General features: G+C 54.6%; 11 protein-coding genes and 1 pseudogene. 9 read left to right on the top strand and 3 right to left on the bottom strand.

Going from position 1 to position 12,260, the window contains the following annotated elements:
* Positions 1 to 5 precede the first annotated feature (5 nt).
* Positions 6 to 425 (top strand): arsenate reductase (thioredoxin), encoded by a 420-nt coding sequence (gene arsC / locus B1A75_RS06310; protein WP_074043825.1) that lies wholly within the window; start codon positions 6 to 8, stop codon positions 423 to 425.
* Between the two features lie 110 nt (positions 426 to 535).
* A complete protein-coding gene (locus B1A75_RS06305) occupies positions 536 to 973 on the top strand; it encodes a DUF4275 family protein (RefSeq protein ID WP_074043824.1) in 438 nt (145 codons plus the stop codon).
* Positions 974 to 1,070: 97 nt separating this feature from the next.
* On the opposite strand, the gene B1A75_RS06300 is transcribed toward B1A75_RS06305, so the two are convergent.
* Positions 1,071 to 2,057: a Gfo/Idh/MocA family protein gene (locus B1A75_RS06300; RefSeq protein WP_074043823.1), complete on the bottom strand. Its 987-nt coding sequence runs from the start codon at positions 2,055 to 2,057 to the stop codon at positions 1,071 to 1,073.
* A gap of 91 nt (positions 2,058 to 2,148) precedes the next feature.
* Entirely contained in the window at positions 2,149 to 2,535 is a 387-nt protein-coding gene (gloA2, locus tag B1A75_RS06295) for an SMU1112c/YaeR family gloxylase I-like metalloprotein (RefSeq protein WP_074043822.1), read from the bottom strand.
* A 659-nt stretch (positions 2,536 to 3,194) separates the two neighbouring features.
* On the opposite strand from gloA2, the gene B1A75_RS06290 reads away from it, so the two are divergent.
* The 4 genes from B1A75_RS06290 to B1A75_RS06275 all read left to right on the top strand — a co-directional run bounded on the left by B1A75_RS06290 (position 3,195) and on the right by B1A75_RS06275 (position 8,151).
* Positions 3,195 to 4,502, top strand: coding sequence for a dihydrolipoamide acetyltransferase family protein (locus B1A75_RS06290; protein ID WP_079935937.1), 1,308 nt, complete (start codon positions 3,195 to 3,197; stop codon positions 4,500 to 4,502).
* A 183-nt stretch (positions 4,503 to 4,685) separates the two neighbouring features.
* A complete protein-coding gene (gene pdhA / locus B1A75_RS06285) occupies positions 4,686 to 5,765 on the top strand; it encodes a pyruvate dehydrogenase (acetyl-transferring) E1 component subunit alpha (RefSeq protein ID WP_074043837.1) in 1,080 nt (359 codons plus the stop codon).
* Positions 5,766 to 6,743 carry an alpha-ketoacid dehydrogenase subunit beta gene (locus B1A75_RS06280; RefSeq protein WP_074043820.1) on the top strand — a complete coding sequence of 326 codons (978 nt, stop codon included), beginning with the start codon at positions 5,766 to 5,768 and terminating at the stop codon, positions 6,741 to 6,743.
* A 46-nt stretch (positions 6,744 to 6,789) separates the two neighbouring features.
* Positions 6,790 to 8,151, top strand: a complete 1,362-nt coding sequence (locus B1A75_RS06275) for an FAD-binding oxidoreductase (protein WP_074043819.1) — start codon at positions 6,790 to 6,792, stop codon at positions 8,149 to 8,151.
* A 336-nt stretch (positions 8,152 to 8,487) separates the two neighbouring features.
* Here B1A75_RS06275 and B1A75_RS06270 read toward each other — a convergent pair whose 3' ends face one another.
* Positions 8,488 to 9,255, bottom strand: coding sequence for a MurR/RpiR family transcriptional regulator (locus tag B1A75_RS06270; RefSeq protein WP_074043818.1), 768 nt, complete (start codon positions 9,253 to 9,255; stop codon positions 8,488 to 8,490).
* A 124-nt stretch (positions 9,256 to 9,379) separates the two neighbouring features.
* Here B1A75_RS06270 and B1A75_RS06265 point away from each other — a divergent pair.
* The 3 genes and pseudogenes from B1A75_RS06265 to B1A75_RS06255 form a co-directional block, all read left to right on the top strand.
* Positions 9,380 to 9,778 (top strand): annotated as a pseudogene (locus B1A75_RS06265) (family 4 glycosyl hydrolase); the annotation flags it as partial.
* Positions 9,779 to 9,850: 72 nt separating this feature from the next.
* Positions 9,851 to 10,705 (top strand): Rpn family recombination-promoting nuclease/putative transposase, encoded by an 855-nt coding sequence (locus B1A75_RS06260; RefSeq protein WP_074043817.1) that lies wholly within the window; start codon positions 9,851 to 9,853, stop codon positions 10,703 to 10,705.
* A 512-nt stretch (positions 10,706 to 11,217) separates the two neighbouring features.
* Complete coding sequence (locus B1A75_RS06255; RefSeq protein ID WP_074043816.1) at positions 11,218 to 12,231, top strand: sugar-binding protein; 1,014 nt, start codon at positions 11,218 to 11,220, stop codon at positions 12,229 to 12,231.
* Positions 12,232 to 12,260 lie beyond the last annotated feature (29 nt).

Raw genomic sequence — 12,260 nt, 5'->3', positions numbered from 1 at the left:
CAACGATGAAGAAAAAAATCATTTATTTCTTATGCACCGGAAACTCATGCCGCAGTCAAATGGCGGAAGGCTGGGCGAAACAACTTCTTGGTGACGAATGGGAGGTGTACAGCGCTGGGATTGAAGCGCATGGCCTCAATCCGAACGCGGTGAAGGTGATGAAGGAAGTCGGCATCGATATTTCGAACCAAACGTCTGACGTCATTGATCCGGATATATTGAATTGCGCCGATTTGGTCGTGACGCTGTGCGGCCATGCGGCTGACCATTGCCCGGTCGTACCAATGCATGTGAAGCGCGTCCATTGGGGATTCGACGATCCGGCGAAAGCGGAAGGGACGGAAGAGGAGAAACTCGCCGTGTTCCGCCGCGTCCGCGATGAAATTGGCGCGCGCATCCGCCGGTTTGCCGAGACGGGAGAATAGAGACAGCGCCGGTGCATGGGAACAGGGCGAGCGGGGAAGACTGCCGTGCATAGAGTGCGAGGCGGATGGGAAGCGAAGGATTTTATTCCATTACTTGAGGGGAGAACTGAATGGATTTCTTTCATAAGCTAGTGCGCCGAAATATCAAAATCAGTAAACAATCTGGCGTCGGAGCGAAATGGAGGCAACGGTGGGAAGAAGTATTTGCCGGCCATTTGACCGTCGAAGAAAAACGGAGCATCCACTTTCATAATTGCAATGGGGGCAACGGCTACTTATGGCACGTGTTCAGCTATGGGATGAGAGGCTGTTTCACAGGAGAAGAAGCGGAAATGGCGTTTGATCGCGAAGAGAAAACGTGCTGCTATCTTTTCTTTCAACATCATGATGATGGGTTCAAAGTGGAGGATGCTTCTAGCTTGAAAGCTGCCGACTTGGCCGCGGGAAACGGCAGGATGGATCTCTACGTGGTTGACAGTGGGTTCAACTGGACGTTTGTCGTCACGCATGAAAGCGGATGGCTTGGTCCGTATTTTAGCAGAAGGTAACAGCCATGGCTTATCGGAAGCCAAGGAAATCCAATGAGACAGAAAGAAAAAGAGTTCCAACCGAGCCTCATTGCAGACTAGGTTGGAACCTTTTTCCTTACCGCTGATCGGCCGGGAACACGATCCCAGTTTGTCGGCGCGCTTCGTCCATGATTTCGATCGTCCAAAGCGAATGGCGGTGCGAGTTGATGGCAGACTCCCGTTCCCCGCTTTCGATCAAACGGATAAACTCTTCCGCCTCGTAATACATCGGCGGTTTATCTTGCGGGACGGTGATGTCCTCGATGCGCCCGTCGCGGTAGCGGATTTCGACTTTCGCTGGCGTATGGATGGCGTCGATGATCATGCTTCCGTCTTCCCCTTGAATTTCCGAAGGCAAGTGCGAGTTCGTGATTTTCGAATAAAAGACGACCGCGTCCATGTCCCCGTAATGAAGCACGATCGAGCCTTCGCCGTCCACCCCTGATTCGAGCTTGACGCTATGCGCTTTGAGGTTTTCCGGCTTGCCAAATAAGACGACCATTGGATACAGGGAGTAGACGCCAAGGTCCATCAGCGCCCCGTTCGAGAAAGCGGGGTTGAAGGCGTTAAGCACCGTTCCTTGTTTATAAGCGTCATAGCGCGACGAGTATTGGCAATAGTTCGCCACGTAGCGGCGGATGCGGCCGAGTTTCGGCAAGTGCTCGCGGATGGACGCAAAGTTCGGCATGAGCGTTGACTTCATCGCTTCCATCAACACGACGCCGTTTCGCTCGGCCGCTTCGATCATCGCCTTTGCTTCTTTGGCGTTCGAGGCGAACGGTTTTTCACACAAGACGTGTTTGCCGTGATTCATGAGCCAAATTGCCTGTTCGGCGTGAAATGCGTTCGGGCTGGCGATATAGACGGCATCAATGTCATCGCTTTCGGCCAGCTTTTGCAAGTCGGTGAACGTCCGCGGAGCCCCGACTTTGTCGGCAAACCGCTTTGCTGTTTCCTCCGTCCGCGAGTAGACGGCGGCGAGCTCAAATGAGTCAATGAGACGCGCGGCTTCGATAAAGGCTTCTGTAATCCAGTTCGTTCCGATTGTAGCAAATCGGACCATGTTGATTCCCCCTTTGATGTCATCGACCATCATTGTACCATAATCAACCGACGAGGCTTTGCATTGATCTTTAGCCGATGCGCCTTTCCCATTATATTTCATATAGTTCGATTGGCAACCGGTCCGGATCTTGGAAGAAGGTGAACCGTTTTCCGGTCGCTTCGTCAACACGGACGGGTTCGGTATCAATGCCATGTTGGCGCAAGTAGGCAATGGCTTCATCGAGGTTGTCCACCGCCAAAGCAAGATGGCGCAGTCCGCACGCTTCCGGGTAGCTTGGGCGCTTTGGCGGGTTTTCGAAGGAGAATAACTCAATCTGAATGCCGCCATCGGCTTCTAAATCGAGTTTGTACGAGCGGCGCTCGGCGCGGTATTGCTCCCGGATGGGGCGAAATCCGAGAATTTCCGTATAAAATCGTTTTGACCGCTCATAGTCCGAGCAAATAATGGCGATATGGTGAATCGTGGTGAGACGCATGTCGATTCCTCCTCTATAAGACGGGTGATGTATTGCAAAATACCGTTGAACTGGTCCGTTCTCCAATTAGGGAAACCTTGTAGAACCAACTTCTTTTTTGAAAAAATGCCGCTGATTTGCGCGTGACAGCCATTTTTCATCGGCCTTCTAGAAGGCTGGTGATTTAGTGAAAAGTCGCGGAAAACGGACTCTCTTCTCAAATTGAGAAGTCCTGTAAAATCAACGCTTCTCTTTCAGCCGAAAGCAACGGGTTCGGCGAAATCGGTCGTTTTTCACCAGCCCTCTGGGATGTCGTCAAAAAGCGGCCTCCCCACCGATGAAACCGGTATCGTTTTCCGCCAGCTTTCGATGTTTGGGGCGAATCGAACCGGGAGTTATTATTTTGCGATAATGGAAACGGCTGTCGATGATTGTCGAAGCAGGCGAAAAATGTCCGCTCTCCTTATATTGACAGCTTGAACATCTATATACTATCATAAACCTTGTAGGTTAGAAAATTTAAAATATTCATTTGATATTTTGGCAGAAAAAATGAGTTCTTACCACGTTTTTTGTAAGCGCTTAACCGTTATACTGCCTCATGATTGCCACACCATCGATGCCGCACCATTGTTTTTGTTTCCAATCACAACATGAGAACAAGGGGAAGGGGATATCGCATGATCTACGAATTTAAATTGCCAGACATCGGCGAAGGGCTGCATGAAGCGGAAATCATCCGCTGGCTCATTCGCGAAGGGGATGTGGTCAAGGCCGATCAGCCGATTGCCGAAATTCAAACGGATAAGGCGATGGTCGAAATGACGACGCCAGTGGCGGGGAAAGTGGTGGCGCTTGCCGGGCCGGAAGGGGCGACGGTGAAGGTTGGGGAGCCGTTGATTGTCGTGGAAACTGAGGCGGCGGTCACGGCCGAAGCAGCGTCGGCCGACGGTTCGGCTCGGGAGCCTGTGCCTGCCCTGCGTGGAGAATTCCTTCGTCCTGCGCGCAAGCGGGCGATTGCCGCGCCGTCTGTGCGCAAGCGGGCGCGGGAAATGGGCGTTCCGATCGATGAAGTGGAAGGAACGGGCGAAGGCGGCCGGGTGACGCTCGCCGACTTGGAGCGGTATGTCAGAGAACGGGAAGCAGCTGCGGCGGTGGCGGAGGTGGCAAGAAGGGAAGCGAACGAAGCCGGCGTTCTGCCGACCGGCAGCGCGAGTGCGGCCGGAGGACGGCAGGAGAGTATAGCCGCATGGACGTCCATCGCGAGTTTGGACGCGGTGTTTGAAGAAGAAGAGCGAATCCCGCTTCGAGGCTTGCGCAAAAAAATCGCCGAAAAAATGGTGAAATCGATGTACACGGCGCCGCATGTGACCGGCATGGACGAGGTGGACGTCACGAAGCTTGTGGAAATCCGCAAGCACCTTGCCAGTCAGTTGGCGGAAGAACGCATCAAGCTGACGTATTTGCCGTTTGTCATCAAGGCGGTGACAAGGGCGCTGAAGCAATATCCGATGTTTAACGCTTCGCTCGATGAAGAGACGAATGAAATCGTGCTGAAAAAGCGCTATCACATCGGCATCGCGACGGCGACGAAAGCTGGGCTCGTCGTCCCCGTCATCCGTGACGCCGATCAAAAATCGATCCGCGAGCTCGCCATCGAAATCGCCGAACTGTCAGAAAAAGCGCACCGCCAGGCGCTTCGCCTTGAGGAGCTGCAAGGAAGCACGTTTACGATCACGAGCACCGGGGCGGGCGGGGGCTGGTTTGCGACGCCGATCATCAACTATCCGGAAGTGGCCATTTTAGGGGTGCATGCCATCAAACGGCGTCCGGTCGTTGTGGATGATGAAATCGTCATTCGCGACATGATGGGAATGTCGCTTACGTTTGACCACCGCGTCATTGACGGAGAGCCGGCCGGGCGGTTTATGCGGACGGTGGCGCACTATTTGGAGAATCCGGAAGTGCTGTTGTTGGACGTGCGGTAGGCGGCGCCGAGGTGTTCGATATCTTTTGAAGGTCGGTGACGCAACTTGAGAAATTCCATCTGAAATGTAAGGACACATTTTGTTGAAGCAATCGCTGCTGTTCATCACTTTCCTCGTTTTTCTTGCGCCGGCAAGGAACGAACGAAGATCATGCTCGATCACGAAACGATGGGAGGGGATCGCATGTTGGATCCAAACGAACTGCAGGTCGAGATCGTGCAAATTCTCGATGAAAACGGAAACGGCGATGAGGAGAAGTTAGCGGCGTTTTCCGATGAGTGGCTGCTTCGTGCCTACCGGGAAATGCGGCGGGCGCGCGTCATTGATGAGCGGCTGCTTCGCATGCAGCGGCAAGGGCGGATCGGGACGTATGCCCCGTTTAGCGGTCAAGAGGCGGCGCAAATCGGAAGCGCCCTTGCGCTTCGAAAAGACGACTGGATTTTCCCGAGCTACCGCGAAGTGGCGGTCTGCTTGATGCATGGCATGCCGCTTGAGCAGTTTTTCCATTATGTGCAGGGCCGCCTGTCGGGAAAGCGGATGCCGGAAGGATTGAACATTTTCCCAACGCAAATCATTATCGCGGCGCAGACGCTTCATGCGGTCGGCTGCGCGTGGGCGTCGAAATTGAAAGGCGAATCGCAAGTATCGGTTGCTTATTTCGGCGATGGCGCGACGTCAGAGGGCGATTTTCATGAAGCGATGAATTTTGCCGCGGTGTACAACGTGCCGGTCATCTTTTTCTGCCAAAACAACCAGTACGCCATTAGCGTCCCGTACCGGAAACAGACGGCAAGCCGGACGATCGCGCAAAAAGCGCTCGCTTACGGGATGAAAGGAGTGCTCGTTGACGGCAACGACGTGCTGGCGGTTTATGAAACGATGAAACAAGCGGTTGAAGCCGCCCGCGGCGGCGAGGGTCCCATGTTGATCGAGGCGCTCACCTATCGGCTTGGGCCGCACACGACGGCGGACGACCCGACGAAATACCGCCGGCCGGAAGAGGTTGAAACATGGCGGACGAAAGATCCGCTTCACCGTCTGCGAGTGCTTTTGGAACGGCGCGGATTATGGACGGAAGCGCAAGAAGAAGCGCTTGTCGCCCAAGTGAATGACGAAGTGACGGCGGCGTACGAGGCGGCCATCGCCAGCAAGTCCGGTTCGATTGTCGATGTATTCGATTACGTGTACAGCGAGGCGCCAAAATTGCTTGCCGAGCAAAAAGAAGAAGTGATGCGGCGCAAACAACGGAGCGGGGTGAGATAAATGGCCGAGCTGACGATGATTGAAGCGATCAATGAAGCGATGCGCCAGGAGATGGAGCGCGATTCGCGCATCATCGTGCTTGGCGAAGATGTCGGCGAAAACGGCGGCGTCTTCCGGGCGACGGACGGGCTGCTTGAGCAATTTGGCGACCAGCGTGTGTTTGATACGCCGCTTGCGGAATCGGGCATTATCGGCACGTCAATCGGTTTGGCGATCAACGGAATGCGGCCGATTGCCGAAATTCAGTTTCTCGGGTTTGTGTACCAGGCGATGGACCAGCTTGCGGCCCAGGCGGCACGCATCCGCTTCCGCTCCGCCGGACGGTTTTCGTGCCCGATCGTTGTGCGCAGCCCGTACGGCGGCGGGGTGCGGACGCCCGAATTGCATTCGGATGCGCTCGAGGCGCTGTTTACCCATTCCCCGGGCTTAAAAGTGGTCATGCCGTCCAATCCTTACGATGCGAAAGGGCTATTGATTTCCGCCATTCGCGATGAAGACCCGGTTTTGTTTTTGGAGCCGATGAAGCTGTATCGGGCGTTTCGCATGGAGGTGCCGGAAGAACCGTACACGATTCCGCTCGGCCAAGCGCGGGTCGTCAAAGAAGGAGACGATGTGACGATCCTCACGTGGGGGCCGACGGTGCCGCTTGTCGCCAAACTTGCCGCCGAGATGCAAACGAAAGGGGTCAATGCGGAGGTGATCGACCTTCGCTGCCTGCAGCCGCTTGATATCGACACGATCATTGCCTCGGTGGAAAAAACAGGGCGGGTGATGATCGTTCACGAGGCGGTGAAAACGGGGGGATTTGGCGCCGAAGTGGCGGCCTTGATCAGCGAGCGGGCGCTATTCGCTCTCTCGGCCCCGATCGTGCGCATCGCCGGCTACGACACGCCGTATCCGGTGCCGTCGGTGGAAGATGATTGGCTGCCGAACGCCGAGCGTATTGCGGAAGGGATTCACACGTTGCTGCGTTATTAGCCGATGGGCGGTACGTCCGCTGATCCCATCGATAAGGGGGAGAACGATGAGCGTATACGAATCACTGCTTGAATTGATCGGCGACCGCGAGCGGGTGAGCGTCAATGAAACGGTGCTCGAACACCACAGCAAAGGCATCGCCTACCATGCGCCGCATGCGCCTGATGTCGTTGTCTTTCCGAAGACGGCAGAGGAAGTGAGCTGGGTGATGGCGTTTGCCAACGAGCACCGCATTCCTGTTACGCCGTTTGGCGCCGGCACGAGCTTGGAAGGGCATGTCATCCCGGTTGCGGGCGGCATCAGCTTGGATTTGACGTTGATGAACAACATCATCGACATTCGCCCGGACGATTTTCTCGCCATCGTCGAGCCGGGAGTAACGCGGCTGCAACTGAATGAGGCGCTTAAGCGATATGGGTTGTTTTTCCCGGTCGATCCGGGGGCGGACGCGACGATCGGCGGCATGGCGGCGACGAACGCGAGCGGCACGAACTGCGTGAAATACGGCGTCATGCGCGATCAAGTGCTTGGCCTTGAGGTGGTGCTCGCTGACGGTTCGGTCATTCAAACGGGCAGCTTGGCGGTGAAATCGTCGGCCGGCTATGATTTGACAGGCTTGTTCGTCGGGTCGGAAGGGACGCTTGGCGTGTTCACCCGCCTTATTGTCCGCCTGCATGGCATTCCGGAGGCGACAAACGCTATCAAAGCGTGCTTCCCATCGCTCGAGGCGGCAGCGCAAGCGGCGTTTGCCGTGCTGAAAGCCGGCGTCGGTCCGGGGAAAATCGAGCTCGTTGACGAGGCGACGATCGCGGCGGTCAATGCGTACAAAAAAACCGATTATCCGGTGAAACCGACGTTGTTTATCGAACTGAGCGGCAGCCCATCAAGCGTCGAGGACGGAACAAAGCTTGTCAACGAATTGTGCGAAGCGGAGGGGGCGGTTTCGTTTGTGGTCGAGACCGACTCGCTCGCCCGCGCGAAGCTTTGGGAAGCGCGCCACCATGCGGCGTTCGCCATTCAAGCCGCCTATCCAGGCAAGGCGATGCTCTCAACAGATGTGTGCGTGCCGCTGTCCGAGCTGCCGGGGGCGATCGCCGATACACGTCGGCTCGTTGACGAGCAGAATATGACCGCCGCGATTTTCGGCCATGTCGGCGACGGCAATTACCATACGGTGCTTGCCTTTGACCCGAACGATGCGGATGAGATGGCGCGGATCGAACGCGTGCACGCCCATATCGTCCGCTATGCCTTATCGCGCGGCGGCACGTGCACGGGAGAGCACGGCATCGGCATTGGCAAACGGGCGTTTTTGCGTGAAGAAAAAGGAGACGCCGTGCTTTGGATGAAACGGTTGAAACAGCTGTTTGACCCGAACGGCATTCTCAATCCGGGGAAAATTTTTTGATCATAGCGGACGCTCTGCATCCCTGCCTGTTGGCGGGGATTTTTCTTTTGATCGGCGGGCGGTGCAAAGGAGAAATCCGCTAAGCGCGCCTCAAACAACACAAAAGTGTCAAGGCTGAGTTTAAAAAAAACAAACGCATTGTCCGCTAAACCTTGTATGCACAGCCCGTTCTCGTCCTTGTAACATAGCGTTACAACATAGAAAAAGTTGTTTTTCGTTTTCCTTTTGTTACAACAGGGCGCCATCCCCTTTACTTTTGCCATCAGGCGCGGTTTAGTAATAGTAGATGGGGCCAACAACAAGGCGATGGCGTTGCCGCGATCAGCGGAGCTGGGCTCAAACGGTTGGGCTGCTGTCCTTTCCGATCGTTTCCGTCTTCCGTCCCAGCAGCCGATACATTTCTTTCGCTAACCGTTCGAGCAAGTAGATGACCGGGAGCTGGGTTGTGACATCCGTCTGTCCGATCCGCTCCGGCGTGGTGTAGTATGTCAAGTTGTAGTCCGAGATGTTCGCGAGTGTGCAATGTTTCCGGTTGGTGATGCTGATGATCGTACTGCCGTTTTCCTTGAGTCGGTGCACTTGGGCGAGCGTATATGACGTCTCTCCAGACACCGACAAGGCGATGACAGCGCAGTTGTGGAAATAATGTCCGTAAATAGGAAAAAATGGGTCCTTGATGTAGACGGAAAACTTTTGAAAGGCGGAAAAATAGCGGGAGCCGTATTCGGCCAAAATGCCCGAGCTGCCCGATCCGACGAAAATGACGTGCTCCGCTTGGGCGATCGCGGCTGCCGCCTCCAGAATGGTCCGCTCGTAATCGGCGGTCAGCGTCCGCTCGAAAAATTCTTTAAGCGCCTCTTGACTGTTGATGATTGACGTTCGCTTTGTCTCGCGCAAATACAGCTTCCATTTTGTCTTAAATTCGCTGAACCCTTCGCATCCGACCTTTTTGCAAAAACGGAGCACAGTCGGCGACGAGACATGGACGGCTTCGGCGAGCTCGCGGATGCGCATGTACGCGACTTCATGCGGGTGTTTCATCACGTAGTCGTAAATGGCGTAATCGAGCTCGGAAAACTGGGCGATTTGTTCGGGAGTGAACATCGGGACACCTCGCTTTCATGGGACGGAACGTGCGATGGCTGGGAAAGGATGGCGCTTTCAAGCCCACTGGTTGATTCCTACATTGATTATACCATGCCCAACAGGGCGAAAGGGGAAGAGGAATATGGATAAACGATTGAAAATGGCGACGATCGGCGGCGGATCGAGCTACACGCCGGAATTGGTCGAAGGGTTGATCAAGCGTTATCATGAATTGCCGGTCGGGGAATTGTGGCTTGTCGATATTCCGGAAGGCAAAGAAAAACTTGAAATCGTCGGCGCACTTGCCAAACGGATGGTTGAAAAAGCTGGCGTGCCGATCGAGATTCATTTGACTTTGGATCGCCGCCGGGCGCTTGACGGGGCTGACTTTGTCACGACGCAGTTTCGCGTCGGAGGTCTTGAGGCGCGGGCGAAAGACGAGCGCATTCCGCTCAAGTACGGGGTGATCGGCCAGGAGACAAACGGCCCGGGCGGATTGTTTAAGGGATTGCGGACGATTCCGGTCATTTTTTCACCAGCCTTTTCGGCAGGATTTTGCCCAAGGCGCGGCGAATAAAATAAAGGAAGTTCAAATATCACAAGGAGGGAGACCGTGTCCGAAACACGAATCGACCACGACCGGCTGTTTAAGGAGTTGTTGTCGACGTTTTTTGAAGAGTTTTTGCTTCTTTTTTTCCCGCACGTGTATGAACAAATCGACTTCCGCCACGTCTCATTTTTGTCCGAAGAGGTGTTTACGGATGTGGTAGCCGGCGAAAAGCACCGTGTGGATCTATTGGTCGAAACGAAGTTGAAGGGGGAAGACGGGCTGATCATCGTGCATATCGAACATCAAAGCTACACGCAGCCGACGTTTCCCGAGCGCATGTTCATTTATGTCAGCCGCTTGTTTCAAAAATACCGTCGCCGCATTCTTCCCATTGCCATCTTCAGCTATGACGAACACCGCGATGAACCGTCCTCGTTCACCATCAAGTTTCCGTTCCTAACCGTTGTCGATTTCCGCTTTCTTACTGTTGAACTTCGCAAACTGCCATGGCGCGAGTACATTCGCCGCGACAACCCGGTTGCCGCCGCCTTGTTAAGCAAAATGGGGTATAATGAAAGCGAAAAGGTTGAAGTGAAAAAAGAATTTTTGCGCCTGCTCGTCCGCCTGGAGCTTGACGAGGCGAGGCAGCGGCTGTTGTTTCGGTTTTTCGAGACGTATTTGACGCTGTCCGAACAAGAGGAAATCCAATTGCGAAACGAGGTGAGCCAAATGGAAACGAAGGAAGCGAAAAAAGTGAACGATCTCCTGATCTCATACGAGCGGCAGGGAATGGAAAAAGGGATGGAAAAAGGGAAAATGGACGTGGCCAAGCGGATGTTGGCGAAAGGGTACGACGTGCCGACGATTTGTGAGTTGACCGGGTTGCCGGTGGAGGCAGTGGAAAAGTTGAAAGAGTAAAAAAATGGGGAGATGCCGTTCCGATGCAGCGAGCCTGTTTCGGAACGGCGTTTTTTGCTCACTCTGCGCTTGATGATGGGCATGGCCATTGCCGCATGGCGGATGATGCCGGCCGGGCTGAACCCTATTTGTATTTCATATAGATGCAATTTGAAGCTTTACCATTTGCAGCTTTTACCAAGTATTTGATCGACTGTCGGGCGACCGAACAACGCCGCTTCCAGACCCATATATGGGTCTGTGAAGCAGGCGGTTGTTCGGTCTTCCGTCACGCCTTGGCGTGACGGGGCAAGCCACAGGCTTGCCTTCGACAGTCGAAAATGGACAAACCGCTTTTCCGTCAAGGATATGTTAAACTTCTTCGTTGCATCTATACAGCTTTTGCTGCCATCGAGAAGCAGAGGCTGTGCGGCCGCGGCAGGGCGGGAAGAAGGGAGAGACACGGCATCCATTTTCTTTTGTCTAGGCTAGCGCCCCGTCATTCGTGTACAATGGCGGTAGGAGGGATCAAGATGCGCGATTGGTGGAAACGGCTGTTTTACGGCGGCGGCATCGCCGCGCTGCTTGCAAGCGCTTCCTTCACCGCCTATTGCGCTTGGAACGTGTATGCATATCCGGAGCCAGAGAAGGAACGGGTTCCGGCAAAAACAAAAGATGCATACCATTTCGTGCTTGTGCCGGAGGAACTCGATAATGATTACTGGCGGTTGGTGGAAAAAGGAGCGAAAGCGGCGGCGAAAGAACTGGGGGTTGATCTCGAGTATATCGGCCCGCGGCAGGCGAATATTGATGAGCATTTGCGCATTTTAAAAAAGGCGGCGGCAGCGAAAGTCGATGGAATCATCACACAAGGGTTGACGGAAGCGGAATTTGTCCCGGTGATTAACGAAATCACGGACAAGAATATTCCTGTGGTGACGATCGATACGGATGCCCCGACGAGCCGACGTGTCGCCTATGTGGGGACGGATAATTATTATGCCGGTTTTCTCGCAGGAAGGGCGTTAGCTGAGGATACGAAGGGCAAGGCAACGGTTGCGATTATTACCGGCAGTTTGACGGCGGCGCACCAACAGCTGCGAGTGCGCGGATTTGAGGATGCGGTGAGACAGGAAAAAGGCATCCGCATCGTCGCCATCGAAGAGTCGCACATTACGCGTGTGCAAGCCGCGGAAAAGGCGTATACGATTTTGAAAAAGCACCCGGATGTGAATGCGTTTTACGGCACGAGCGCGCTTGATGCGATTGGCGTTGCCAAGGTGGTCGAGCAGTTTCACCGGGAGCAAAAGACGTATATTATCGGTTTTGATACGCTTCCTGAGACGATCCGCTATTTGCAAAAAGGAACGATTGCGGCGACCGTGGTGCAGGAGCCGTATGAAATGGGATATCGGGCCGTGAACATGATGGCCCAGATCGTTGCCGGGAGAGACGTGCCGGCGGTGACGAATACGGAGACGAAAGTCATTCGGAAAAAAGACTTGCCGCTGCGCCCGGCGCGCAATTATGAGGTCAACACGCCATGAAGGTGCCTGCCAGGCCTCCGTAGGGAGGG

Origin of the sequence: Geobacillus sp. LEMMY01 (assembly GCF_002042905.1) — a bacterium.
GTDB classification, from domain to species: Bacteria; Bacillota; Bacilli; order Bacillales; family Anoxybacillaceae; genus Geobacillus; species Geobacillus proteiniphilus.
The sequence above is the reverse complement of the archived record's forward strand: the minus strand, read 5'-3'. Positions and strand labels throughout refer to the sequence as shown.

Excerpts from the sequence above, each read along its gene's own strand:
- arsC (WP_074043825.1), top strand. The coding sequence starts at position 6 with ATGAAGAAAAAAATCATTTATTTCTTATGCACCGGAAACTCATGCCGC.
- B1A75_RS06305 (WP_074043824.1), top strand. The coding sequence starts at position 536 with ATGGATTTCTTTCATAAGCTAGTGCGCCGAAATATCAAAATCAGTAAA.
- B1A75_RS06300 (WP_074043823.1), bottom strand. The coding sequence starts at position 2,057 with ATGGTCCGATTTGCTACAATCGGAACGAACTGGATTACAGAAGCCTTT.
- gloA2 (WP_074043822.1), bottom strand. The coding sequence starts at position 2,535 with ATGCGTCTCACCACGATTCACCATATCGCCATTATTTGCTCGGACTAT.
- B1A75_RS06290 (WP_079935937.1), top strand. The coding sequence starts at position 3,195 with ATGATCTACGAATTTAAATTGCCAGACATCGGCGAAGGGCTGCATGAA.
- pdhA (WP_074043837.1), top strand. The coding sequence starts at position 4,686 with ATGTTGGATCCAAACGAACTGCAGGTCGAGATCGTGCAAATTCTCGAT.
- B1A75_RS06280 (WP_074043820.1), top strand. The coding sequence starts at position 5,766 with ATGGCCGAGCTGACGATGATTGAAGCGATCAATGAAGCGATGCGCCAG.
- B1A75_RS06275 (WP_074043819.1), top strand. The coding sequence starts at position 6,790 with ATGAGCGTATACGAATCACTGCTTGAATTGATCGGCGACCGCGAGCGG.
- B1A75_RS06270 (WP_074043818.1), bottom strand. The coding sequence starts at position 9,255 with ATGTTCACTCCCGAACAAATCGCCCAGTTTTCCGAGCTCGATTACGCC.
- B1A75_RS06255 (WP_074043816.1), top strand. The coding sequence starts at position 11,218 with ATGCGCGATTGGTGGAAACGGCTGTTTTACGGCGGCGGCATCGCCGCG.